At 62.3% G+C, this 24,214-nt stretch carries 27 protein-coding genes; 22 read left to right on the top strand and 5 right to left on the bottom strand.

What is annotated here, in order from left to right:
* Window positions 1–329 precede the first annotated feature (329 nt).
* Together rhtA and JN756_RS10405 are read left to right on the top strand one after the other, a co-directional pair.
* Complete coding sequence (gene rhtA, locus JN756_RS10410) at window positions 330–1,217, top strand: threonine/homoserine exporter RhtA (protein ID WP_057005828.1); 888 nt, start codon at window positions 330–332, stop codon at window positions 1,215–1,217.
* A 167-nt stretch (window positions 1,218–1,384) separates the two neighbouring features.
* Window positions 1,385–1,666 carry a hypothetical protein gene (locus tag JN756_RS10405; protein WP_046384130.1) on the top strand — a complete coding sequence of 94 codons (282 nt, stop codon included), beginning with the start codon at window positions 1,385–1,387 and terminating at the stop codon, window positions 1,664–1,666.
* A gap of 131 nt (window positions 1,667–1,797) precedes the next feature.
* Here the strand turns inward: JN756_RS10405 and JN756_RS10400 are convergent, their stop codons facing one another.
* The 3 genes from JN756_RS10400 to JN756_RS10390 form a co-directional block, all read right to left on the bottom strand.
* Complete coding sequence (locus tag JN756_RS10400) at window positions 1,798–3,606, bottom strand: aminopeptidase P family protein (protein WP_017846913.1); 1,809 nt, start codon at window positions 3,604–3,606, stop codon at window positions 1,798–1,800.
* 49 nt (window positions 3,607–3,655) lie between these two features.
* A complete protein-coding gene (locus JN756_RS10395) occupies window positions 3,656–4,816 on the bottom strand; it encodes a cysteine desulfurase family protein (RefSeq protein ID WP_169881520.1) in 1,161 nt (386 codons plus the stop codon).
* 231 nt (window positions 4,817–5,047) lie between these two features.
* Window positions 5,048–5,317: a hypothetical protein gene (locus tag JN756_RS10390; RefSeq protein ID WP_046384132.1), complete on the bottom strand. Its 270-nt coding sequence runs from the start codon at window positions 5,315–5,317 to the stop codon at window positions 5,048–5,050.
* Window positions 5,318–5,715: 398 nt separating this feature from the next.
* On the opposite strand from JN756_RS10390, the gene msuE reads away from it, so the two are divergent.
* From msuE to JN756_RS10370, 4 genes are all read left to right on the top strand, one after another.
* Entirely contained in the window at window positions 5,716–6,279 is a 564-nt protein-coding gene (gene msuE / locus JN756_RS10385) for an FMN reductase (RefSeq protein WP_057005851.1), read from the top strand.
* A gap of 9 nt (window positions 6,280–6,288) precedes the next feature.
* Complete coding sequence (gene ssuD, locus JN756_RS10380) at window positions 6,289–7,428, top strand: FMNH2-dependent alkanesulfonate monooxygenase (RefSeq protein WP_046384133.1); 1,140 nt, start codon at window positions 6,289–6,291, stop codon at window positions 7,426–7,428.
* Between the two features lie 77 nt (window positions 7,429–7,505).
* Complete coding sequence (locus tag JN756_RS10375; protein WP_201022076.1) at window positions 7,506–8,693, top strand: acyl-CoA dehydrogenase family protein; 1,188 nt, start codon at window positions 7,506–7,508, stop codon at window positions 8,691–8,693.
* Window positions 8,694–8,703: 10 nt separating this feature from the next.
* Window positions 8,704–9,807 (top strand): sigma-54 interaction domain-containing protein, encoded by a 1,104-nt coding sequence (locus JN756_RS10370; RefSeq protein WP_046384135.1) that lies wholly within the window; start codon window positions 8,704–8,706, stop codon window positions 9,805–9,807.
* Here JN756_RS10370 and JN756_RS10365 read toward each other — a convergent pair.
* On the bottom strand, window positions 9,796–10,161 hold the full coding sequence (locus JN756_RS10365) for an antibiotic biosynthesis monooxygenase (protein WP_017846906.1): 366 nt from the start codon (window positions 10,159–10,161) through the stop codon (window positions 9,796–9,798). The two genes, JN756_RS10370 and JN756_RS10365, sit on opposite strands and share 12 nt — an antisense overlap.
* A 100-nt stretch (window positions 10,162–10,261) precedes the next feature.
* Between JN756_RS10365 and soxR the strand changes: the two genes are divergently transcribed.
* From soxR to JN756_RS10315, 10 genes are all read left to right on the top strand, one after another.
* The gene (gene soxR, locus JN756_RS10360) at window positions 10,262–10,702 is read left to right on the top strand and encodes a redox-sensitive transcriptional activator SoxR (protein WP_017846905.1); all 441 of its coding nucleotides are present in this window, start codon (window positions 10,262–10,264) and stop codon (window positions 10,700–10,702) included.
* 226 nt (window positions 10,703–10,928) lie between these two features.
* Window positions 10,929–11,390: a VOC family protein gene (locus JN756_RS10355; RefSeq protein ID WP_017846904.1), complete on the top strand. Its 462-nt coding sequence runs from the start codon at window positions 10,929–10,931 to the stop codon at window positions 11,388–11,390.
* A 294-nt stretch (window positions 11,391–11,684) separates the two neighbouring features.
* Entirely contained in the window at window positions 11,685–12,887 is a 1,203-nt protein-coding gene (locus tag JN756_RS10350) for a PepSY-associated TM helix domain-containing protein (RefSeq protein WP_057005831.1), read from the top strand.
* Entirely contained in the window at window positions 12,884–13,420 is a 537-nt protein-coding gene (locus tag JN756_RS10345) for a PA2404 family protein (protein ID WP_017846902.1), read from the top strand. The genes JN756_RS10350 and JN756_RS10345 overlap by 4 nt, the downstream gene beginning before the upstream one ends.
* A complete protein-coding gene (locus tag JN756_RS10340; protein WP_017846901.1) occupies window positions 13,417–13,746 on the top strand; it encodes a hypothetical protein in 330 nt (109 codons plus the stop codon). Before JN756_RS10345 ends, JN756_RS10340 begins: the two co-directional genes overlap by 4 nt.
* Window positions 13,743–14,303 carry a DUF6162 family protein gene (locus JN756_RS10335; RefSeq protein WP_026140009.1) on the top strand — a complete coding sequence of 187 codons (561 nt, stop codon included), beginning with the start codon at window positions 13,743–13,745 and terminating at the stop codon, window positions 14,301–14,303. Before JN756_RS10340 ends, JN756_RS10335 begins: the two co-directional genes overlap by 4 nt.
* A gap of 19 nt (window positions 14,304–14,322) precedes the next feature.
* Window positions 14,323–15,243, top strand: a complete 921-nt coding sequence (locus tag JN756_RS10330; RefSeq protein WP_017846899.1) for a metal ABC transporter substrate-binding protein — start codon at window positions 14,323–14,325, stop codon at window positions 15,241–15,243.
* A complete protein-coding gene (locus tag JN756_RS10325; protein WP_201022075.1) occupies window positions 15,240–15,986 on the top strand; it encodes a metal ABC transporter ATP-binding protein in 747 nt (248 codons plus the stop codon). Before JN756_RS10330 ends, JN756_RS10325 begins: the two co-directional genes overlap by 4 nt.
* Window positions 15,983–16,882 (top strand): metal ABC transporter permease, encoded by a 900-nt coding sequence (locus tag JN756_RS10320; protein ID WP_017846897.1) that lies wholly within the window; start codon window positions 15,983–15,985, stop codon window positions 16,880–16,882. Before JN756_RS10325 ends, JN756_RS10320 begins: the two co-directional genes overlap by 4 nt.
* The gene (locus tag JN756_RS10315; protein ID WP_057005835.1) at window positions 16,882–17,835 is read left to right on the top strand and encodes a metal ABC transporter solute-binding protein, Zn/Mn family; all 954 of its coding nucleotides are present in this window, start codon (window positions 16,882–16,884) and stop codon (window positions 17,833–17,835) included. The genes JN756_RS10320 and JN756_RS10315 overlap by 1 nt, the downstream gene beginning before the upstream one ends.
* On the opposite strand, the gene JN756_RS10310 is transcribed toward JN756_RS10315, so the two are convergent.
* On the bottom strand, window positions 17,816–18,541 hold the full coding sequence (locus tag JN756_RS10310; RefSeq protein WP_017846895.1) for a UTRA domain-containing protein: 726 nt from the start codon (window positions 18,539–18,541) through the stop codon (window positions 17,816–17,818). The two genes, JN756_RS10315 and JN756_RS10310, sit on opposite strands and share 20 nt — an antisense overlap.
* 351 nt (window positions 18,542–18,892) lie before the next feature.
* Between JN756_RS10310 and JN756_RS10305 the strand changes: the two genes are divergently transcribed.
* From JN756_RS10305 to JN756_RS10280, 6 genes are all read left to right on the top strand, one after another.
* Window positions 18,893–19,960 (top strand): ABC transporter substrate-binding protein, encoded by a 1,068-nt coding sequence (locus tag JN756_RS10305; protein ID WP_046491055.1) that lies wholly within the window; start codon window positions 18,893–18,895, stop codon window positions 19,958–19,960.
* A 113-nt stretch (window positions 19,961–20,073) separates the two neighbouring features.
* Window positions 20,074–20,880: an alkaline phosphatase family protein gene (locus JN756_RS10300; RefSeq protein ID WP_046384142.1), complete on the top strand. Its 807-nt coding sequence runs from the start codon at window positions 20,074–20,076 to the stop codon at window positions 20,878–20,880.
* Window positions 20,881–20,885: 5 nt separating this feature from the next.
* A complete protein-coding gene (locus JN756_RS10295; RefSeq protein ID WP_164887057.1) occupies window positions 20,886–21,722 on the top strand; it encodes an ABC transporter permease in 837 nt (278 codons plus the stop codon).
* Entirely contained in the window at window positions 21,709–22,509 is an 801-nt protein-coding gene (locus JN756_RS10290) for an ABC transporter permease (protein ID WP_017846891.1), read from the top strand. Before JN756_RS10295 ends, JN756_RS10290 begins: the two co-directional genes overlap by 14 nt.
* On the top strand, window positions 22,506–23,495 hold the full coding sequence (locus JN756_RS10285) for an ABC transporter ATP-binding protein (protein WP_057005837.1): 990 nt from the start codon (window positions 22,506–22,508) through the stop codon (window positions 23,493–23,495). Before JN756_RS10290 ends, JN756_RS10285 begins: the two co-directional genes overlap by 4 nt.
* Window positions 23,496–23,526: 31 nt before the next feature.
* The gene (locus JN756_RS10280; protein ID WP_017846889.1) at window positions 23,527–24,180 is read left to right on the top strand and encodes an HAD family hydrolase; all 654 of its coding nucleotides are present in this window, start codon (window positions 23,527–23,529) and stop codon (window positions 24,178–24,180) included.
* Window positions 24,181–24,214: the final 34 nt, after the last annotated feature.

The raw sequence follows: 24,214 nt of genomic DNA, 5'->3' as shown, positions 1-24,214 counted from the left end.
CGAAACGTTAATAGAGCCAAACAACCCTGCTCTACCAACTCCTTCCAGGCTTCGATGAACTGAAGCAGGTCGCTGTCGGATCTTGCGTAACTCTTTGTTTACCAAGGAGTTTTCAGTTTCGACTGCGCCGGAAGTGGGGCGAATTATAGACGTCCAGGATTTGCCGTCAACCTTTAATTTGGTTTTTCTATCAAACAGCGGAAAACCTCCAAATCCACTCTATATAGAAGGTAGAAAACCGATAATTGAGCAATATATTGCTCAGCGACACACACTTAAGCATCATAGGGCTCTTTGCTACTCAAATATGACCTCGGACGAACACCCCAATGACCACCTCCCCTCGCAGCCTGGCCTCGGCACTGTTTCCTGTCGGCCTGCTGTTGATCGCCATGGCTTCCATCCAGTCCGGCGCTTCGCTGGCCAAGACCATGTTCCCTATCGTCGGCGCTCAAGGCACCACCACGCTGCGCCTGATTTTCGCCAGCATCATCATGTTGCTGATATTGCGCCCATGGCGGGCCACGCTGACGGCCAAATCCCTGCGCACCGTGATTGTTTACGGAATGGCGTTAGGCGGCATGAACTTCCTCTTCTATATGTCGCTGCGCACAGTCCCTCTTGGTATTGCGGTAGCCCTGGAGTTCACCGGGCCGCTCGCCGTCGCCCTCTATGCATCGCGCCGCGCGGTGGACTTTCTGTGGATCGCCCTCGCGGTTGTCGGTCTTCTGCTGTTGATCCCCACGGGAGAAGCCAGCACGGGGATCGACCTGGTCGGTGCGGCTTATGCACTAGGCGCAGGTGTTTGCTGGGCGCTCTACATTCTGTTCGGCCAAAAGGCAGGGAATGACAACGGCGTGCAAACTGCTGCCCTCGGCGTCATGATCGCCGCCTTGTTCGTCGCACCGATCGGCATCGTTCATGCGGGCGCGGCATTGCTGACGCCTGCGCTGATTCCAGTTGCCATCGGCGTCGCCATCCTGTCCACGGCGCTCCCCTACACCCTGGAGATGGTCGCGCTGACTCGCCTGCCCGCCCGTACTTTCGGCACCTTGATGAGCATTGAGCCCGCATTCGGCGCGCTCTCGGGCCTGTTCTTCCTGCAGGAGCATTTGTCGCTCGCACAGTGGCTGGCCATCTCCTGCATTATCCTGGCCTCCGTTGGCGCCACGCTGACCATGCGAAACGAGGCCAAACCTCTAGTACCAGCCGATTAATCATCTTTGACGGTAACTCTGGTATTTGCCGCTCATTTGGGCCATGTTTAGGCCGCAAACAAATGTCATTCATGGAGAGTTTCGACAAGGACAGCGCGAACGCTACAATCGAGAGCGAGTAAAGCCAGCTTCAGGCAATTTTTTCGAAGCGGCTATTAAGGATGGGAATGAAGCGAATTTTGATACTGTTAATGGTCGTGGCCATTGCTGGCTGTGCCGCGACCACCAAGACAGAAGTGAAACGGGGCAAAAAAGGGTTGCATATCAACTGTTCCGGGCTGTCCTCCTCCTGGGACCAGTGCTACATCAGTGCAGTCAACTCATGCGGCGCCAAGGGCTACCGGGTTATCGCCAAGTCCGGTGACAACTCCGAGGAGCCTGGGGACTACCCCTTCGGCCTCAACCCTGCTGGTTACACCAGCCGGAGCATGATCGTCATCTGTAAATAGCGGCCCGAGCAGTCCACTTCCGACTGCTCCGCAGCGCCCACCGAACGCCTCGACCCCGCGCAGCCCTTCGCGACGCTGCGACCGGCCGCCTGCGCGTAAATCGCAAGCGGCACTTGCCGAGCAGCGACCGATCAAATAGCCGCGGTGCGTACCTGCAACCACTCCAGCGCAGCGCCACTGAGCAATGGGCTCAAACGCTGACACACCTCGGCATGGTACGCATTGAGCCACTGGCGCTCCTCCGCCGTCAGCAACGACGGCTCCAGACAACGGGTGTCGATCGGGCACAAGGTCAGGGTTTCGAACTCGAGGAACTCACCGAACTCGGTCTTGCCCGCTTCGCGATTCAACACCAGGTTCTCGATACGCACGCCCCAACGCCCCGGACGGTAAGTACCCGGTTCAATGGAGGTGATCATGCCCGGCTGCATCGCGGTTTGCGGCGCAGTAGCGGCCTGGTAGGCGATGACCTGCGGACCTTCATGCACATTGAGGAAATAACCTACACCGTGCCCCGTGCCATGGCCGTAGTCCACACCTTCGGCCCAGATCGGCGCGCGCGCGATGGCATCGAGCAGTGGCGACATAATGCCCTTGGGAAAATGAGCACGGGACAGGGCGATCACCCCCTTGAGCACGCGGGTGCAATCACGCTTCTGTTCATCACTCGGCGCTCCGATAGGCACCATCCGCGTGATATCGGTAGTACCGCCCAAGTACTGGCCACCCGAGTCGATCAGCAGCAGGCCATCGCCTTCGATCAGCGCATGCTCTTCTTCGGTGGCGTGGTAATGCGGCATCGCGCCATTGGCATTGAACGCAGCGATGGTGTTGAAACTCAGCGACACATAACCGGGACGGCGGGTACGTGCGGCAGTCAGGTGTTCGTCGATGGTCAGTTCAGTGATGCGTTCACGGCCCAGCGCACTCTCCAGCCAGGCGAAGAATTCGCACAAGGCCGCGCCATCCTGCTCCATGGCCAGGCGGATATGTTCCGCGTCGGCCAGGCTCTTGCGGGATTTGGCAAGCGTCGTCGGGTTCAGCCCTTCCACCAGCTTGACGCTGGCGTCCAGGTGTTCCAGCAAACCGGCGGTCACGCGTGCCGGATCAACCTGCACACTCGCGCCCGATGGCACCGCGCGCAGGGCATCGGCGACTTCGCTGTAATCGCGCAAGGTCACGCCATCCTGCTCAAGCACCGCCCGCAGCGCGGCATCGACTTTGCTCAGCGCCACAAACAGCGTGGCCTGTTGCGCATTGATCAGGGCGAAGGACACAAACACCGGGTTGAACGATACATCGGCACCGCGCAGGTTAAACAACCAGGCGATGTCATCCAGGGTGGCGATGAAGTGCCAGTCGGCGCCCTTTTCTTTCAAGCTGGCGCGCAGTGCAGCGAGTTTTTCGCCACGGCTGACGGTGGCCTGCGGTGGCAGGTGCTGATAGATCGGCTGATTCGGCAACGCCGGGCGGTCGCTCCAGACTTCATTCAACAGGTCGATATCGGTACGCAGGCGAGCACCGCGCTCCGCCAGTTTACCGCCCAAGGTACGCGCCGACGCCACGGCCATTACCGCACCGTCGACCGCCACCACGGCGCCCTGCGGCGTCTGTTCGGCCAGCCACTCCAGCGGGCCAGGTTGCCCCGGCTGCAGCTTCACCAACTCGATACCGCTGCCCTTGAGTTCCTTGGTCGCTTGTTCCCAGTAGCGGCTGTCGGCCCAGACACCGGCGAAATCCGCGGTGACGATCAGCGTCCCCACCGAGCCGTGGAAGCCCGACAACCATTGACGCCCCTGCCAGTAGCCCGGCAAGTATTCGGACAGGTGCGGGTCAGCGGACGGCACCAGCAAGGCATGAATGCCTTCGCGGCGCATCAATTCACGGGTATGCGCCAGGCGCTGGGGAACCGTTCCATGGGTCAAAGGCTGCGTACTCATTGTGTCTCCTGCTAACCACGAATAATTGTTATGGATTACGAATGAAGAATCAGACCGCCCAGAACGCCGGCGCACTGGCAAGGGCGGCCTTGATCAACTGCACGGCCTGGTCGATATCCTGCTCGGTGGTGAACCGCCCCAGGCTCAAGCGAATGGTTCGACCGGCGCTGCGGGCATCATGCCCCAGCGCCAGCAGCACATGGGAGGGCGCATTGCTCGCCGAATTGCAGGCCGAGGTGGCGGAAAAAGCAATGCCCGCACTCAAGGCCGCGGCGTTGAACTCGCCTTCACCGAAGGTGAGGCTGAGGGTGTGGGGAATGCGCTGGGTGGCGCTGCCATTGAGACGCACACCGGCGACCGACGCCAGTTGATCGAGCAAACGCTGGCGCAAGGCCACGATCGCCGCCTGCTCTTCACTGAACGCCTGCGCCGCCAAGGCGAACGCCGCGCCCATGCCCGCAATCTGGTGGGTTGCCAGTGTACCGGAGCGCAAGCCGCCCTCGTGGCCACCGCCGTGAATCTGCGCCAACACCTTCCGCTGCGCCCGCGGCCCGACATACAGCGCGCCGATCCCCTTGGGGCCATACACCTTGTGCGCGGAAAACGACATCAAATCCACCGGCCATTGCGCGAGGTCGATCGCCACCTTGCCCGCACCCTGTGCCGCGTCCACATGCAACAACGCGCCGTGTTCACGCACCCGCGCGCCAATGGCGAGGATGTCGTTGAGGGTGCCCAACTCGTTGTTCACCAACATCAGCGATACCAGGAAGGTGTCCTCACGCAGTGCTTCACTCACCGCCTCGGCACTGATCAACCCATCGGCGTCCGGCGCCAGGTAGGTCACCGCCACTCCGGCCTCCTGCATCTGCCGCGCGGTGTCCAGCGTAGCCTTGTGCTCGATCTGGCTGGTGATGATATGCCCACCCGCCAAGCCCCGCGCTTGAGTCACCCCCTTGATCGCGAGGTTGTTGGACTCCGTCGCGCCGGACGTCCAGACGATCTGCTCCGGCTCGGCACCGACCAACTCGGCCACCTGGCGACGCGCCTGTTCAACCGTTTGCCGGGCCGCTTGGCCGAAGGCGTGGGAACTGGACGCAGGGTTACCGAAATTGGCGTGCAAGCCCAGACACTCGACCATCACCTGGATGACCCGCTCGTCCACCGGGGTGGTGGCGGCGTAGTCGAAATACAACGGACGTTTATTCATAACCTTAGGGACTCGCAGAGCAGGTTCCCGAGAGCAACGTCTCAGGGGCATCGACCGGAACAGAGGTCGTCAGGTTTACCCGATCGAATGCCATTAAAAAAGGACCACTTGACGTAAATGTGCGTAGGAACGCTCCTGAAATTCAGCTTAACAGGCTGACATAGCGCCATGGCAAACAAAAAGCCCGAGGCTTCTTGAGAAACCTCGGGCTTTTTGCCACTGAGCACCGGCTCAACTGGGGCGGCCATGCAGGGTCACATTACGTTCGGCGTTCATTTCGCCCTGGTGAGCAAAACTGAAAGGTTGTTGTGCCTGACCGGTCAGGGCAGCCCGCTGGCGTTGATATTCGTCAAACGACAAGCCGCGACGGCTCAACGCCTCCAGCGCCAGTTCCCGGGTTTCTTGCGCCGTGTAAGGGCGCAATTCAGGAGAAGGATGGGTCGCACAACCGGCAACGACAGAAGTGACGAGTAATAAGGAAACAGCAAAAAATCGGTTCATGGCGACGGCTCTGCGAAGAAGGTCTCAAGTCAATGAACACAGGCTACTCCCGACCCTGGACAGTGAAAAATCACCATCCGTGATAGTCGCTATCACCCGTCGCCACACCCTCATCAGCGCCACCCTTATATTCCTTTAAGATCTATAAATATGGAAATACGTTCATTTACGGAATAAACATAACCCTCTATAAATGGCTCCACGCGAATTCGACACTGTTCGCCAGGCAACTGTTGCGCAGGCAACAGCCATTCAACAAAACACCAGGCAGACAACAGCAACGTTTTTCAGCAGTGAGCCCGCAGCCCAGGCGGATCAAGGCCTGCAGCCGTTGGTACAGCTCTTGCTCAGACCGGCTCACTTCCCCTGCTATGCCACTGTTGAAAAAGGAACTGTTCATGACCCGTCCCCTGAATGTCGTTGCCCTCTCCGGCGGAACCTGGCGCCCGTCCCGTACCCTGGTGTTGACCCAGGCCGTGCTGGCCGAACTGGCAACGTTGTTGCCGATCCAGACGACCCTGATCGAACTCGGTGATATCGCCCGGCCACTGGGCGGCGCACTGTCGCGCGATGAGTTGCCGGCCGAGGTCGAATCCCAACTGTTGGCCATCGAACAGGCCGACTTGCTGATCGTCGCCGCACCGGTCTATCGCGGTTCTTATCCAGGCCTGCTCAAGCATCTGTTCGACCTGGTTGGCCTCAACTCGCTGATCGACACCCCTGTGCTGCTGGCCGCCACCGGCGGCAGCGAACGTCACGCGCTGGTACTCGATCACCAGTTGCGCCCGCTGTTCAGCTTCTTCCAGGCCCTGACCTTGCCGATCGGCGTATATGCCACCGAAGCCGATTTCACCGATTACCAAATCACCAACGAAGCCTTGAAAGGCCGTATTCGCCTTGCGGCAGAACGCGCAGCCCCTTTGTTCGCCGCGCACGCCCCCTCACTGTTGAAAATCGCTTAAGGATTCGTCATGGATGTTTTCTGGTTTCTGCCCACTCATGGCGACGGTCATTACCTGGGCACCACCCAAGGTGCCCGTCCGGTCACCCTCAATTATCTGAAGCAAGTCGCCCAGGCCGCTGACAGCCTTGGCTACTACGGCGTGTTGATTCCTACCGGGCGTTCGTGCGAAGACTCCTGGGTAATCGCCTCGGCGCTGGTGCCGCTGACAGAACGCTTGCGCTACCTGGTGGCAATTCGCCCTGGCATCATCTCGCCCACAGTGTCGGCGCGCATGGCGGCGACCCTGGATCGCCTGTCCAACGGCCGCCTGCTGATCAACGTCGTGACCGGCGGCGACCCCGACGAAAACCGCGGCGACGGCAGCTTCCTCGACCACCGCGAACGCTATGAAGTCTCCGACGAATTCCTCAAGATCTGGCGCCGCGTATTGCAGGGCGAATCGGTGGACTTCGAAGGCAAACACCTGCGTGTGCAGAATGCCAAGGCACTTTACCCACCGGTGCAGAAGCCTTACCCGCCGCTGTACTTCGGCGGTTCCTCCGACGCCGCCCACGACCTCGCCGCCGAACAGGTGGACGTGTACCTGACCTGGGGCGAACCACCCGCCGCCGTCGCCGAAAAGCTCGCGGATGTACGTGAACGGGCCGCGCGCCACGGGCGGACCGTGAAGTTCGGCATCCGCCTGCATGTGATCGTGCGCGAGACCGAAGAAGACGCCTGGAAAGCCGCCGACAAACTGATCGAACACATCAGCGACGAGACCATCGCCGCCGCGCAAAAATCCTTCTCGCGCTTTGATTCCGAAGGCCAGCGCCGCATGGCCGCCTTGCACGACGGGCGCCGCGACAACCTGGAAATCGCCCCCAACCTGTGGGCCGGTGTCGGCCTGGTCCGTGGCGGTGCCGGCACGGCGCTGGTAGGCAACCCGCGGCAAGTGGCCGAGCGGATCAAGGAATACGCGGATTTGGGCATCGAGAGTTTCATCTTTTCCGGCTACCCGCACCTCGAAGAAGCCTATCGCTTCGCCGAGTTGGTGTTCCCGCTATTGCCGGAACCCTACGCCAGCCTGGCCGGGCGCGGTGTCACCAATCTCACCGGACCGTTTGGCGAGATGATTGCCAATGATGTGCTGCCGGCCAAGGCCTGAGAATGCTGAGATCGCACCGTTGATCTGCATTGCCCAATAGACAGCACACGGCATTAGAGCCCTATGAGGAACACCGCGTGACAGCCAACCCCCACAGCGTCCTGCCCTCACCTTTGCAGACCGCCAGACAGCTCGCCGCCGAATTCGCCCTCACCGCCGTCGAACGCGACGAGCGCGGCGGCACGCCAAAAACCGAACGGGATGCCCTGCGCCAAAGCGGTCTGCTGGCCCTGAGCATTCCCACTCAATACGGCGGCCTTGGTGCGCGCTGGAGCGACACCCTGGCCATCGTGCGTGAATTCGCCAAGGTCGACAGCTCCATCGCTCATGTCTTCGGTTTTCACCACCTGATGCTCGCTACGGTGCGCCTGTTTTCGCGGCCGGACCAATGGCAGCCGTGGTTCGAACAGACCGCACGCAAAAACTGGTTCTGGGGCAACGCCCTCAACCCGCTGGACACGCGCACGCAGGTCAAGGATTTCGGCGGTTGGCGTGAGTTCTCCGGCAAGAAGAGCTTCTGCTCCGGCGCCAGCGACTCGGAAATGCTGATCGCCTCGGCGGTGGATGAGAGCGCCGGCGGCAAGTTGCTGATCGCCGCCATCCCCAGCGGGCGCAGCGGCATCACCTTGCACAACGACTGGAACAATATCGGCCAGCGCCAGACCGACAGCGGCAGCGCCAGTTTCGAACGGGTGCGCGTCGAGGAGTCGGAATTGCTGCTCGACCCGGGCCCTCTGAGCACACCGTTCGCCTGCCTGCGCCCACTGATCGCGCAGTTGACCTTCACGCACATGTTCCTCGGCATAGCCGAAGGTGCCTTTGATGAAGCGCGCAACTACACCCTCACCGAAACCCGTGCGTGGCATAAATCCACCGCCGAGGATGTGCGCCAAGACCCTTACGTGCTGCACCACTACGGCGAATTCTGGGTGGCCCTGCAAGGTGTGCGCCTGCTGGTGGAACGCGCCGCCGCGCTGCTCGATCAAGCCTGGGCCCAGGGGCCGAACCTCAGCGAAAACGCACGCGGCCAACTGGCCATCGCCATCGCCACCGCCAAGGTCGCCGCCAGCCGCCAGGGCCTGGAGTTGTGCAGCCGCCTGTTTGAAGTCACCGGCGCGCGCTCCACCCATGCGTCACTGCGCCTGGACCGGCACTGGCGCAACCTGCGCACGCAAAGCCTGCACGACCCGGTGGACTACAAACTCCACGAACTGGGGGACTGGGCGTTGAACCAGTCCCTGCCGACTCCTACGTTCTATTCATAAAGAGGTGCCCATGCAGCTTTTAACCTTACCGCCCTCGCCCGCCCTCGCCACCTCGATCCGCGCCACGGCCCAGGTCTTCGAAGACCCGAAATCCCAGGCACTGCTCGACCATATCCAGCAAGTGGCGCCCAGCGAAGCCAGCGTGTTGATCATCGGCGAAACCGGGACCGGTAAAGAGCTGGTGGCGCGCCACATTCATAACCTCAGCGCACGACGCAACCGGCCCTTCGTGGCGGTGAACTGCGGGGCGTTTTCCGAATCGCTGGTGGAAGCCGAGCTGTTCGGCCATGAAAAAGGCGCCTTCACCGGCGCCCTCAGCGCCAAGGCCGGCTGGTTCGAAGAGGCCGACGGCGGCACCTTGTTCCTCGATGAGATCGGTGATTTGCCGATGGCGATCCAGGTCAAATTATTGCGCGTACTGCAAGAGCGGGAGGTAGTGCGCCTGGGCTCGCGCAAGAGCATTCCCATCGATGTGCGCGTGCTTGCGGCGACCAACGTGCAGCTGGAAAAAGCCATCAACGCCGGGCACTTCCGTGAAGACCTCTACTACCGTCTCGACGTGGTCAGCCTGGAACTCAGCCCGTTGCGCGAGCGTCCCGGCGATATCCTGCCGCTGACCCGACACTTCATCGAAGCCTACAGCCAGCGCCTGGGCTACGGCCCGGTCACCATCAGCCGCGAGGCCGAACACAAGCTGAAAAACTACAGCTGGCCAGGCAATATCCGCGAGCTGGAAAACGTGATTCACCACACCTTGCTAATCTGCCGCAATGGCGTGATCGAACGCGACGATCTACGCCTGTCGAACCTGCGCATCGAGCGTCAGGACGACAGCCCGCACGGCACCGACAACAGTGCCGAAGCCTTGCTTGAACGGGCCTTTCAAAAGCTGTTCGAGGAACAGGCCGGTGCCCTGCATGAAAAAGTCGAGGACGCGTTGCTGCGTGCCGCCTACCGCTTCAGCCACTACAACCAGGTCCACACCGCCAACCTGCTGGGCCTGAGCCGCAACGTCACACGCACGCGCCTGATCAAGATCGGCGAACTGGCGGTGAACAAGCGCCGCCCGGGGGAAAACGTTCAGGGTGAGCGCATGCTGCACCTATCCATTTAAACGGCAGTGCAACGCATTGTCATGGCTGCGCTCGAAACTGTGCAGCACCTGGAACGAACCGAAGGTCACGGCCGTGGCCTGGTGGGCGCGTATCAGTGTCCAGAAATCTTCTTCGCCGTGCTCAACGCACTGGAAGGCCGCCTCGCCGTCCTCGCGTGAGCGCCATTGCAGGTAATTGAGTACCCGCCGCCCGTCATCGCTGACCTGCACACTCGCATTGAGAAAGCCGCCGTGCCCTTGGGCCAGGCGCTCGCTCTGGATGGACAATGCCGCGACCAGGGCGAGCTGTTGCTGGGGCTCGACCTGAAACTCGATCAATTGAGTGAAACTGCGATTCTTCTCTGATACCTGCATGAACACTCCCCTTTCTCTGTAGGCAGAATCTTGTGATTCGATACCACGCAGGGTAAAACCTCTAGTTAAGTCAAGGTCAAGGGTTAATCCGGAGTTTTTCATGGTTACCAAGGAGCTTACTGTTGGCCAACTGTCGGCCCGCAGCGGCGTGGCGGTCACGGCCCTGCATTTCTACGAAACCAAGGGGCTGATCAAAAGCAATCGCAATGCCGGCAACCAGCGGCGCTACCCGCGCGATGTACTGCGCCGGGTGGTGGTGATCAAGATCGCCCAGCGCCTGGGGATTCCGCTGGCGACGATTGGTGAAGCGTTGCAGGCCCTGCCGGATGGACGCACGCCGACGGCTAAAGATTGGCAGCGTTTGTCGGCATCGTGGCGGGCAGACCTGGACGAGCGCATCAACAAGCTGATGCTCCTGCGCGACAAGCTCAATGGCTGTATTGGCTGTGGATGTCTGTCGCTGGAAGCCTGCCCGTTGCGCAATCAGGGCGACCTGCTCGGTGAGCGTGGGCCGGGGGCTCAGTTGTTGGAGCCCAGTTGAAAAACCGCTCCCTGTGGGAAATGTTCACCTTAAACCCCAGGGACAGCGCCGCGCCCTGAACCCCGTGATGTCGCTGCGGCTGGCGCCCGCCGCAGCACTGATGGCGGAACGATCTGCCTGTTCACTGTTGCCTGGGCAACACCTCGTCGGTTGCCCGCAAGCCACGGCTGGCGTGGCCTATAGTGAAAGGGCCGTCCCTTCATAAACACAATTCAGGGAGAATGATATGAGCGTAAAACCAATCCCCGAGGGCTATCACAGCATCACGCCCTACCTGGGCGTCGAAAAAGCCGCCGAAGCCATCGAGTTCTACAAAAAAGCCTTCAACGCCACGCAAGTCATGCGCCTGGACATGCCCGACGGCAAGGTCGGCCACGCTGAACTGCGTATCGGAGACTCGGCGATCATGCTCGCCTCGCCCTGCGGTGAAATGGCCTTCGGCAGCCCGCGCGATGGCCACACCAGCGTCGGCCTGCATTTATATGTGGACGATGTCGACGCGCAGTATCGACAAGCGGTCGCAGCCGGCGGCCTGTCCATTTCCGAACCCAAGGACCAGTTCTACGGCGACCGCTCCGCCACGCTGAGAGATCCGTTCGGTCATGTGTGGTTCCTCGCCTCCCGCAAGGAGAATCTGAACGAAGCACAAATCCGCCAGCGCGCCGAAGCGCTGTTCAAGCAAGGCTGAGCCTGGGACCGGGCTTGCTCGCGATGGCGGGGTGTCAGGCGGTGCCTGACCGAGCGCCATCGCGGGCAGGCCCGCTGCCACTGTTTGATCGAGGGTCGGCTTGAGACGGGGGCTGCCCAGCACCGAGGCCTCAGCGCCCCGAATGTGAACCTGAAACATTTGCTTTCATATCTGGGTTAGGGATTTCTCATTCTCATCCGTCTTAACTTAGATACAGCCTGTCGCGTCAGCAAAAGCTACGACTGGCCTTTTCCGGGCCCTCATTGCCCCCCTCCGATCAAGACTCCCATTCACATGTCGAAGAAGTCGCGCTCAAAACTCTGGTTTCTCGTACACAGCTGGCTGGCATTACCCATCTGGTTTTTTGTACTGATCGTCTGCGTCACCGGCACCCTGGCGGTGGTCAGCCAGGAAATCGTCTGGCTGGCCAACCCGGAAATCCGCGCCAGCAAGCCGTCGGACGACGCCGAACCGCTGAGCTATGATCAGGTGATCAACGCCATCAAACGCGCAGAGCCCCTGGTGATCGTGCAATCCATCATCCGCCCGGACGAGTCGCACTTCGCCCTGAGTGTCACCCTCAGCTACCCCGACGGGCGCTCGGTGGAGGTCTATGTCAACCCTTACACCGGGGCGATCCAGGGTATCAGCCCGGCGTTCGACTTCAAACAATTCACCCGCGCCCTGCACGGCTGGTGGCTGGTGCCATTCACCAATGGGTTCAGTTGGGGCTGGTACCTGGTCTCCGCGCTCGGCCTGCCGTTGCTGGCGTCGTTGATCACCGGGCTGGTGGTGTACAAGCGTTTCTGGAAGGGCTTTTTGCGCCCGACCCTGCGCATCCGCCATGGCGCGCGGATCTTCTGGGGCGACTTCCATCGCCTGAGCGGTATCTGGTCGATCTGGTTTATCGCGGTCATTTCCATCACCGGCACCTGGTTCCTGATTCAGGCGATCCTGGGGGATAACCAGATTTCCATCTCCAGCGAGCCCATCGTGCCGGTGATCGCCCGGGAGAACGTGCCGACGTCCGCCCCCGGCGTGCCGGCGCCGATGATTGCCCTGGACGACGCGATCGAAATCGCCAGCCAACGGATTCCGGGGCTGGAGACCAGCTTCGTGTTCCTGCCACTCAATGCCTACAGCCATCTGCAGATCGGCGGGCGGGGCTGGTACCCGTTGATGTTCCAGACCGCGCAGATCAACCCCTACACCGGCGAAGTGGCGGTTTCGCACCTGCTGTCCAACCGCTCGACGCTGGAGTTCGTCACCGAGTCCATGCGCCCGCTGCACACCGGCGACTTTGGCGGGCTGTGGATCAAGCTGATCTGGGCATTCTTCGGCCTGGTGTTGAGCATGATGGTGTTGAGCGGCCTGCTGATCTGGACCAAACGCACGGCCCTGGCCACCCTCCATGCCCTCAAGCGCAGCCACAAGGCGCCGCGCCAGGCGGCAGCGGTCGCGGCCCTGCAGGCTGAAATGACGGAGGGCAACCAATGAGCAAGGTCGCTGCCGCAACGCCTTCGCCACTGCGCGCCGTGTGGCTGAAATGGCGGTTCCACCTTAACGTCCTGCTGTTGCTGGTGCCCCTGGGCTTCATGCCCAAGTACTTTGCCGACGCCGCGCTGTTTCGCGGTGACAGCGGCATCGGCGAGCGGGTGGCCGGCGAGGTGCAGGTCGGGCCCTGGAGCCTGACCCTCGCCGAGTTCCGCAACGAAGGCCCGCGCCCGGACCCGGCCGGCCCGATGAAATTTTTCAATGCCGCCCTGTGCGCCAACTGCGCCGAGCAGGTCAAGGCAACCTACCTGCGTATCGGCAAACCGCGCAGCCTGCGCGCCGCCGGGGTGATCTTCTTCGGCACGCCGTACCGCATGGGCGCGCTGCTGCCGGTGCCCGAGCGCACGCCGGCCGACGCCGAACTGTGGGTCACCATGGAAGGCTGGGACGGCACGATGCACCAGGGTTCCATTGCGCTGAGCCAGGCCTCGCCTGCCACCATTGCCTGGCTGAACAAGCAAGGAGTCAAACCATGACATTGATACGCCTGAGCCGCGCCTGCGCCACGTTGTTGCTGTGCGCCGGTTTCTGTCCCACAGCCGTGGCCCACAACCCGATGTGCGAATGCAAGGAAATCCCCGGCGAACAGATCCAATGCACCGGCGGTTTTTCCGACGGCAGCGGCGCCCCCGGCGTGACCCTGGATGTGATCGGCTACGACGAAACCATCCTCGTGCCCGGCAAGCTCGGCGCGGACTCGACCCTGACCTTCAAGAAGCCCTCAGCCGAGTTCTACGTGCTGTTCGATGCCGGCCCCGGTCACGTCGTTGAAATCGACCAAGCGGATATCCCGTCCCAATGAGTACGACACAGGTGGTACGCCCAGCCGGGGCCGGGCACGAAACCCTCTATGTCCTGCTGCTGTGCCTGATCATCCTGGCGGTGGCCGGTACGGTGGTGGCCCTGCACGGTGAAACCCAGGCCGTGGTTGCCGTGCCCAGCCACCAGTTGGACGCGCGCCGCGACCTCAGCGCCGCCGAGCAAGGCATCTACGCCGACCTGCGCGTGACCCTGGATGAAATCCACTGGCTGCAGCAGGCACACAGCGCCCTGCCGACGCCCGCGCAACTGGCCGAAGAAGGCTTTGCGCCCTTTGCCCAGGACGCCAGCTCGGTCAGCCGTGGCGATCATCGCTGGCAGTTGCTGGCGCCGTCGGCCTACCTCGGCGTGAGCCAGGCGCCGGCCACCAGCGGCTCGCTGCTGATGCGGGTAACGGGCGCCGAGCCGGACATCTGGCTCAACCGCCGCCCAGACCTGGCCGCCCCCGCCGACCTCACCGACCAGGCGCTGATCGCGGCCGGCTGGCAGCAAGTGGTCGCGCAATTCGACGCCGGCGTGACCCGCCAGCACCGTCACTGACCGAGAAGACCGAGTGCCCATGTCTATTTCATCGCCCCTTGTACGCCTGCTGCTGGTCAGCCTGATCAGCCTGCTGCTCGCTCCGCTGGCCAACGCCGAGGCAGCCAAGCGCCTGCGGATCGGCATCACCCTGCATCCTTACTACAGCTACGTCGCCAACATCGTCGGCGACAAGGCCGAGGTGGTGCCGCTGATTCCGGCCGGTTTCAACCCACATGCCTACGAACCGCGCGCCGACGACATCAAGCGCATCGGCACCCTGGATGTGATCGTGCTCAACGGGGTCGGCCACGACGATTTCGCCGACCGCATGATCGCCACCAGCGAGCGGCCGGACATCCCGGTGATCGAAGCCAACGCCAACGTGCCGCTGCTGGCCGCCACCGGCAACGCCGCGCGCGGCGCCGGCAAGGTGGTCAACCCGCACACCTTCCTGTCGATCAGTGCCTCGATTGCCCAGGTCAACAACATCGCCCGCGAACTGGGCAAGCTCGACCCGGACAACGCCAAGACCTACACCCAGAACGCCCGCGCCTACGGCAAGCGCCTGCGGCAGATGCGCGCCGAGGCCCTGGCCAAGCTGACCCGCGCGCCCAACCCGGACCTGCGCGTGGCCACGGTCCACGCAGCCTACGACTACCTGCTGCGCGAGTTCGGCCTGGAAGTCACCGCCGTGGTCGAGCCGGCCCACGGCATCGAACCCAGCCCGAGCCAGTTGAAGAAAACCATCGATGAATTGCGCGCCCTGGATGTGAAAGTGATCTTCTCGGAGATGGATTTCCCGTCCACCTACGTCGAGACCATCCAGCGTGAATCCGGGGTCCGGCTGTACCCGCTGTCGCATATCTCCTACGGCGAATACAGCGCTGAAAAGTACGAAGTGGAAATGACCGGCAACCTCAACACGGTGGTGCGGGCGATTCAGGAGTCGGGGGCATGACGGCGGCGCAACGCTTGAGCATGGTCAGCGTCGGCCCGACGATCGACTTCGACAAGGTGTCGCTGACCCTGGGCCGCACCGTGATCCTCGATGACGTGAGCTTCCAGGTGCAGCCAGGCAGCATCCATGCACTGGTGGGCCCGAACGGCGGCGGGAAAAGCTCGCTGATCAAAACGCTGCTGGGGCAAACGCCGCACCAGGGGCAACTGCGCCTGACGTGGCCGGACACGCCCGGCACCATTGGTTATGTGCCCCAGGCGTTGGAGTTCGACCGCGGCCTGCCGATGACCGTGGATGACTTCATGGCGGCGATGTGTCAGCGGCGCCCGGCGTTTCTCGGGCTGTCCAGGCATTACGCCGGCGCCATCGGCGAGGCCCTGGAGCGGGTCGGCCTGCAGGACAAACGCAAACGGCGCATGGGCGCGTTGTCGGGCGGTGAACGTCAGCGCGTGCTGCTCGCCCAGGGGCTGATCCCGGCCCCGCAATTGCTGGTGTTGGATGAGCCGATGTCGGCCCTCGATGAAGCCGGTATCCAGGTGTTCGAACGTCTGCTTGATGACTGGCGCCGCGCCGGGATCTCCGTGCTGTGGATCGAGCACGACCTGGACGCCGTGGGCCGCCTCGCCGACCGCGTCACCGGCCTGAACCGCCGCGTGCTGTTCGACGCCACACCCAAAGCGGCACTGACCCCGGATCGCCTGCTGACCCTGTTCTCCACCCATCCTCGGAGCCTGGCGCCATGAGTTATGAAGCGTTTCGCCTGATGGTCCAGGGCTGGGCCTCTTCCGGTTACCTGCCGGAGGCGCTGGCCTATGGTTTTGTGGTCAACGCCCTGCTCGCCGGCCTGCTGATCGGCCCGGTGCTGGGCGGCCTGGGGACGCTGGTGGTGGTCAAACGCTTTGCGTTTTTCTCCGAAGCGGTCGGCCATGCCGCGCTGACCGGCGTGGCCGTGGGCATTCTGCTCGGCGAACCCTACACCGGGCCCTATGGCGCGCTGTTCGGCTACTGCCTGCTGTTCGGCATCCTGCTCAATTACCTGCGCAACCGCACCGGCCTGGCGCCGGATACCTTGATCGGCGTGTTCCTCTCGGTGTCCCTGGCGTTGGGCGCAAGCCTGCTGTTGATACTGGCGGGCAAGATCAACGTTCACATCCTGGAAAACGTGCTGTTCGGCTCGGTGTTGACGGTCAATGGCAACGACCTGCTGGTGCTGGCGATTGTCGGTTCGCTGGTGATGGCCCTCGCCCTGCCGCTGTACAACCGCATCATGCTCGCCAGCTTCAACCCGCAATTGGCGGCGGTACGCGGGGTGGCGGTGAAGACCCTGGATTACCTGTTCGTGATCCTGGTGACATTGATCACCGTCGCAGCGGTCAAGGTCATCGGGGCGATCTTGGTGGGCGCGCTGCTGGTGATTCCGGCGGCGGCGGCACGCTTGCTGAGCCAGTCGCTCAAAGGCTTCTTCTGGGTCTCCGTGGCGATTGCCACCGTCAGCACGTTGTGCGGCATCCTGCTGCCGATCATCTTCGACCTGCCCATCCCCTCCGGCGCCGCGATCATCCTGGTCGCCGGTATCGCCTTCGCCCTCGCCGCCATCGCGCGCGGCACCGTGCCCAGCCTCAAAGGGAATCTTGGATAATGCACCCTGTCTTTCGCTCACTGGCCTTGGCCATCGCTTGCCTGACCAGCGCGTCGGCGCTGGCCGTCGACGGTTTTGATCCGAAGAGTTTCAAAGTCAACCAAGGCCTGGGCCACGCCGCGCTGACCAAAGCGAAAAAACCTGTGAAGGTCCTCGCCTCGTTGCCCATTACCTATGGCCTGGCGGAGCTGCTGCTTAAAGGCAGCGACGTACAGCTCGAACGCGCCGCGCCGGCCAACCTGCCCGGTTCGCGGCAGGTGTCCTACTTCACCGGCCGTGGCGCGCCGGCCTTGAGCACGTTGGCGATGGATGCCGATGCCGTCATCGGCTTGCGTTCGCTGTGGGCCGATGACCCGCTGTACCCGGTGGCGCGACGCAGCAATATCCGCATCGTCGAAGTGGACGCCGCGCGCCCGGTGGACGGTGGCCTGCCGGGGATCGCGGTGCAACCGGGTGTCAGCGATGGCTTGAACAGCCAGCCGTGGCAATCGAGCAACAATATGGGGCGCATGGCCGATGTGATGGCCGCCGACCTGAGCCGCCTGGCACCGGGCGCGAAGGCGCAAATCGACGCGAACCTGGCCGCCCTCAAGCTGCGCCTGCTCAAGCTCACCGCCGACAGCGAAGCACGGCTGGCCCAGGCGGATAACCTGAGCGTGGTCAGCCTGAGTGATCACTTTGCGTATCTGCTCGGCAGCTTGAACCTGGAAGTGCTCGACACCGACGCACGCCCAGATGCCGACTGGACGCCCGAGGCCTTACAGCAACTGAGCAGCCGCCTGAAGGACCACGAGGTGGCCGTGGTGCTGCACCATCGCCCGCCAAGCGCGGCGGTGCAAACCGCGGTGACGGCCGGCGGCGCGCAACTGCTGGTCTTGAACGTCGACGGCGCCGACCCGGTGACGGCGTTGGAAAGCAATGTGGATCAACTGATCAAGACGCTGAGCCCATGACATCCACGCCCACGTGGATGGCATCATGCCGCCAGAACTCCAGGTCGCAGTCGATCAAACGCTGATGCTGGTCATAGTTGACCCGGGCGATACGCAAGCCCGGGCTGCCCACCGACACGCGCAACGCGGCGGCGGCTTCCACCGGCAGTGAGGTCGGCACAATCTCGAAGCGTACCCGCCCGTAGTGCAAATCGTACTTGCGCGCGTACAGCTCGGTCATCGACTGGTTCAGGTCGCAGGCCAGAATCCCGGGGAAATACTGCGGGTTCAGGTAGTGCTCCACATACAACACCAGGCGCTCATCGATCCTGCGCCGGCGGCAGATCTGGATCACGCTGGACAGCGCCGGCAATTGCAGCCACGCACACACCGCCGCCGATGCCGGTTGCAGCCGCGCGCTGATCACCTCGGTCGACGCCACGCGGCCCTGATCGTTGACCATTGCGTGAAAGTGGCTGCGCTGCATCAGGTTGTAGGCCAGGCGCGGCGGCGAGACAAACCAGCCACGGCGCTCCTCGCGATAGATCTGGCCTTGGGCCTCCAGTTGTAACAAGGCTTCCCGCACCGTAATCCGGGTGGTACCAAACAACTCGCTGAGCTTGCGCTCGGCGGGCAGTTTGCTGGCTGGCGGCAAAAGGCCATGGTCGATCTGCTCTTGCAGCGCCAGGCCGATGGATGTCACCGCCTTGATTGCCTCATCACGCATCAACGTTACCTATCTGGACTAGACCAGCACCGTTCAGGTGCATAAACCGCTCAATAAATGGGCTTGTATCACTGCATGCCAGCCTAGGCATTGCAGATGACCGACAGATGACAACCCCGGTCGAGCCTCGTGACAAACCTTGCAATCCGTCGGCCAAGTCCAAGGCCTGCGGGCGCTTGGGCATGGTCTACGCTAAACCTGCGCCGAGCGACATCGGCGCTTCAAAAACGACATCGACATGAAACTGTCATCCATCCCGCCTAGATTGGCTCAGGTATTGCTGACCTAGACCAACACCACCGCTAACGTTCATATAAAACGCCGCGTTGAAAACGCCCAAAGGAGCTTCGGATGAAACAGCTTTTCCTGGCATCACTGTTAGGCTCGACCATTGCCATGTGCACCGCCGCCATGGCCGCTGATACCGATCTAAAAACGCTCGAAGCCGCCGCAAAAGCGGAAGGCGCCGTCAACAGCGTCGGCATGCCCGATGACTGGGCCAACTGGAAAGGCACCTGGGATGACCTGGCCAAGACCTACGGCCTCAAGCACATCGACACCGACATGAGCTCGGCCCAGGAAATCGCCAAGTTCGCCGCCGAGAAAGACAACGCCAGTGCCGATATCGGCGACGTCGGCGCGGCCTTCGGCCCGATCGCGGTGAAACAGGGCGTGGTCCAGCCTTACAAACCAAGCACCTGGGCCCAGGTCCCGGATTGGGCGAAAGATAAAGACGGCAACTGGGCGCTGGCCTACACCGGCACCATCGCCTTTATCGTCAACAAAAAGCTGCTGCACGGCTCGGACGTACCAACCAGCTGGGCTGACTTGAAGAGCGGCAAATACAAGGTCTCCATCGGTGACGTGAGCACCGCCGCCCAAGCCGCCAACGGTGTGCTGGCCGCCGCCATCGCCAACAAGGGCGACGAGAAAAACCTGCAGCCGGCCCTGCTGATGTTCGCCGACATCGCCAAGCAAGGTCGCCTGTCCCTCGCCAACCCGACCATCGCCACCATGGAAAAGGGCGAAGTGGAAGTCGGCGTAGTCTGGGATTTCAACGGTTTGAGCTACAGAGCCAAGATGGCCAACCCGGATGACTACGTGGTGCTGATCCCATCGGACGGTTCGGTGATTTCCGGCTACACCACCATCATCAATAAATACGCCAAGCACCCGAACGCCGCCAAACTGGCCCGCGAATACATCTTCAGCGACGCCGGCCAGATCAACCTGGCCAAGGGCAATGCGCGGCCGATTCGCGCCGAACACCTGACGTTGCCGAAGGAAGTGCAGGACAAGCTGCTGCCGAACGAGCAATACAAGCACGTCACCCCGATCAAGGATGCCGACGCCTGGGAGAAGAGCTCCAAGGCACTGCCGCAGAAGTGGCAGGAAGAAGTCATCATCAATATGCAGTAATGCCTGAGCTGTAGATGCGGTCAGTGTGGGAGCAGGCTTGCCTGCTCCCACATTTGTTCCGGTCCCAACCGCAAACCCGATCCAAACCCATCTGTTGCGGAGCGTCTCCCCCTATGAAGCACAACGTCATCCTTGTGGTGCTCGACGGCCTGAACTTCGAGGTTGCCCGTCATGCCATGGGGCATCTGCAAGCCTACGTCGGCGCAGGACGCGCAGCCCTCTACAAACTCGAATGTGAACTGCCGTCACTCTCCCGGCCGCTCTACGAATGCATCTTCACCGGCGTGCCGCCGATCGACAGCGGCATCACCCACAACCATGTGTCGCGCCTGTCCAACCAGCGCAGCCTGTTCCATTACGCCCGCGACGCTGGTCTCACCACCGCGGCGGCGGCCTATCACTGGGTCAGCGAGTTGTATAACCGCACGCCCTTTATCGCCGCCCGTGACCGGCATACCGACGACAAGACCCTGGCGATCCAGCACGGGCACTTCTACTGGCAGGACCACTACCCGGATTCGCACCTGTTCGCCGACGCCGAAAGCCTGCGCTGCAGACACGCGCCGAACCTGCTGGTCGTCCACCCGATGAACATCGACGACGCCGGCCACAAGCACGGCCTCGACAGCGCGCAATACCGCAACAGCGCACGCTCGGCCGACATCCTCCTGGCCGACTACCTGCAAGGCTGGCTCGACGCCGGCTATCAGGTGCTGGTGACCGCCGACCACGGCATGAACAACGACCGCTCCCACAACGGCCTGCTGCCGGAAGAACGCGAAGTGCCGCTGTTCGTGATCGGCTCGGCCTTCACCTTCGATCCCGACGCCACGCCCAGGCAAACCGAGCTGTGCGGCACCGTCTGCACGTTGCTGGGCGTGCCCCACGACAAACCTGTCTGCCGGGAGCTGTTGAAGTGAGTGCCATGACCCGCAGCAAATGGCTGGCAATCCTGTGCCTGATGCCTTTCGCGCTGTTCTTCATCGTGTTTGAAATTGCCCCGCTGGCGTGGGTGATGATCAACAGCCTGCAATCGGAAGAGTTCGGCTGGGGCCTGGCCAACTTCAGCAAAATCTTCAGTTCGAAGTTCTACCTGCAGGCGATCCAGTACAGCCTGGAGATCAGCTTCTACTCCAGCGTGTTCGGCATCATCATTTCGGTGCTCGGCAGCTACTCGTTGCGCCGCGTGGACTCGCCGCTGCGCAACTTCGTCACCGCCTTCGCCAACATGACCAGCAACTTCGCCGGCGTGCCCCTGGCCTTTGCCTTCATCATCCTGCTCGGTTTCAACGGCAGCATCACCATCATGCTCAAGCAGGCCGGGATCATTCAGGACTTCAACCTGTACTCCAAGACCGGCCTGATCATTCTCTACACCTACTTCCAGATCCCGCTGGGCGTGCTGCTGCTCTACCCGGCCTTCGATGCGTTGCGCGAAGACTGGCGCGAGTCCGCCGCCCTGCTGGGTGCCAACGGCTGGCAGTTCTGGCGCCACATCGGCCTGCCGGTGCTGACCCCCGCGCTGCTCGGCACCTTCGTGATCCTGCTGGCCAACGCCCTCGGCGCCTACGCCACGGTCTACGCGCTGACCACCGGCAATTTCAACGTATTGCCGATCCGGATCGCGGCGATGGTGTCCGGCGACATCTCCCTGGACCCGAACATGGCCAGCGCCCTGGCCGTGGTGCTGGTGGCGCTGATGACCGTGGTCACCGTGGTCCATCAATTGCTGCTCAAGAGGAGCTACCATGTCTCGCGCTGAAGCCGGCCCGGCCTCTCTCTACCACCGGGTGGTGGTGTACCTGTTGTTCGCGATCCTGGTGCTGCCGCTGATCGGCACCTTTGTCTACTCCATTGCCAGCAGCTGGTCGGCGACGATCTTGCCGGCCGGCTTTACCGTGAAGTGGTACGTGCAACTGTGGAGCGACCCGCGCTTTCTGATGGCTTTCGGCCAGTCCCTGCTGGTGTGCGTGGGCGCGTTGATTTTGTCGGTGGTGCTGATCCTGCCGCTGCTGTTCGTGGTGCATTACCACTTCCCCAGGCTCGACGCGCTGATGAACATCCTGATCCTGCTGCCGTTCGCGGTGCCGCCGGTGGTGTCGTCGGTGGGCCTGCTGCAACTCTATGGCTCCGGGCCGCTGGCGATGGTGGGGACGCCGTGGATTCTGATCGGCTGCTACTTCACCGTGGCGCTGCCGTTCATGTACCGCGCGATCACCAACAACCTGCAAGCCATCAACCTGCGCGACCTGATGGACGCCGCGCAACTGCTCGGCGCCAGCACCTGGCAGGCAGCGATCCTGGTGGTGCTGCCCAACCTGCGCAAGGGCCTGATGGTGGCGTTGCTGCTGTCGTTTTCGTTCCTGTTCGGTGAGTTCGTGTTCGCCAATATCCTCGTCGGCACGCGCTACGAAACCCTGCAGGTGTACCTGAACAACATGCGCAACAGCAGCGGCCACTTCACCAGTGCCGTGGTCATTTCCTATTTCTTCTTTGTGCTGGTGCTGACCTGGGCCGCCAACATCTTGAACAAGGACAAAAGCCAATGAGCTTCGTCAGCGTCCAACACCTGCAAAAAGGCTACGCCGGCACCCCGGTGTTCAGTGACATCAACTGCGAGATCGCCAAGGGCGAATTCGTCACCCTGCTCGGCCCGTCCGGCTGCGGCAAGTCCACCTTGCTGCGCTGCATCGCCGGCCTGACCTCGGTCGACAGTGGCCAGATCCTCCTCGACGGCCACGACATCGTGCCCTTGAGCCCGCAGAAACGGCAGATCGGCATGGTGTTCCAGAGCTATGCGCTGTTCCCCAACATGACCGTGGAACAAAACGTCGCCTTCGGCCTGCGCATGCAAAAGGTCAACGCCGACGACAGCCACAAACGCGTGCAGGACGTGCTGCAACTGGTGGAGCTCAAGGAGCTGGCCGGGCGCTACCCGCACCAGATGTCCGGCGGCCAGTGCCAGCGCGTGGCCCTCGCCCGCTCCCTGGTGACCCGCCCACGCCTGTTGCTGCTGGATGAACCGCTGTCGGCGCTGGATGCGCGCATCCGCAAGCACCTGCGCGAGCAGATCCGCCAGATCCAGCGCGAGTTAGGCCTGACCACGATTTTCGTGACCCATGACCAGGAAGAAGCGCTGACCATGTCCGATCGGATCTTCCTGATGAACCAGGGCAAGATCGTGCAAAGCGGCGATGCCGAAACCCTCTACACCGCGCCGGTGGATGTGTTTGCCGCCGGGTTCATCGGCAACTACAACCTGCTCGACGCGGACAAGGCCAGCCAACTGCTGCAACGGCCGATCAGCGGGCGCATCGCGATTCGCCCGGAAGCCATCGAACTGAGCCGCAGCGGCGAACTCGACGCCCTGGTGCGCAGCCACAGCCTGCTGGGCAACGTGATTCGCTACCGTATCGAAGCGCGCGGCGTGGAATTGGTGGTGGACGTGCTCAACCGCTCGGCGGACGATCTGCACCCCGACGGCCAGCGCCTGGCACTTTCCATCGACCCGAGCGCACTGTGTGAAGTAGCCTGAGCAGCAGTGATTTTTTAAGAGAGTGTGACGGATGGCATTGGTAATTTTTGATTTGGACGACACCCTGATCCACGGCGACTGCGCCACCCTGTGGAGCGAGCAGATGGGCCGCCTGGCGTGGGTCGACCCCGAGTCGTTCATGCGCAAGAACAACGAACTGATGGACGCCTACAGCCAGGGCAAGCTGGCCATGGAAGAGTTCATGGACTTCAGCCTGGAGCCGATGATCGGCCGCACGCCGGAGGAGATCGAGCACCTGGTGGAGCCCTGGGTCGAGGACGTGATCGAACCGCTGATCTACAGCGACGCCACCCGCACCATCGCCCGCCACCGCGCGAACGGCGACCGGGTGCTGGTGATTTCCGCGTCGGGCACCCACCTGGTCACGCCGATTGCGGCGCGTATCGGCATCGACGAAGTGTTGGGGATCGAGCTGGATGTCAGCCACGGCGTGTACAGCGGCCGTACCGTCGGCGTCCTGACCTACCGCGAAGGCAAGATCACCCGTTTGCTCGAATGGCTGGAGCAGGAAGGAGAAACCCTGGAAGGCGCGTACTTCTATTCGGATTCGCGCAATGATCTGCCGCTGCTGCTGAAGGTGGATAACCCGCAGGTGGTGAACCCCGACCCGGTATTGCGCGAGCACGCCGAAAAAGCCGGCTGGCCGGTCCACCGCTGGGCCTGATTCGACCAAGATCCAAATGTGGGAGGGGGCTTGC

Source organism: Pseudomonas sp. Y39-6 (assembly GCF_023651955.1).
Classification (GTDB): domain Bacteria; phylum Pseudomonadota; class Gammaproteobacteria; order Pseudomonadales; family Pseudomonadaceae; genus Aquipseudomonas; species Aquipseudomonas veronii.
This window is presented reverse-complemented; position numbering and strand designations above follow the sequence as displayed.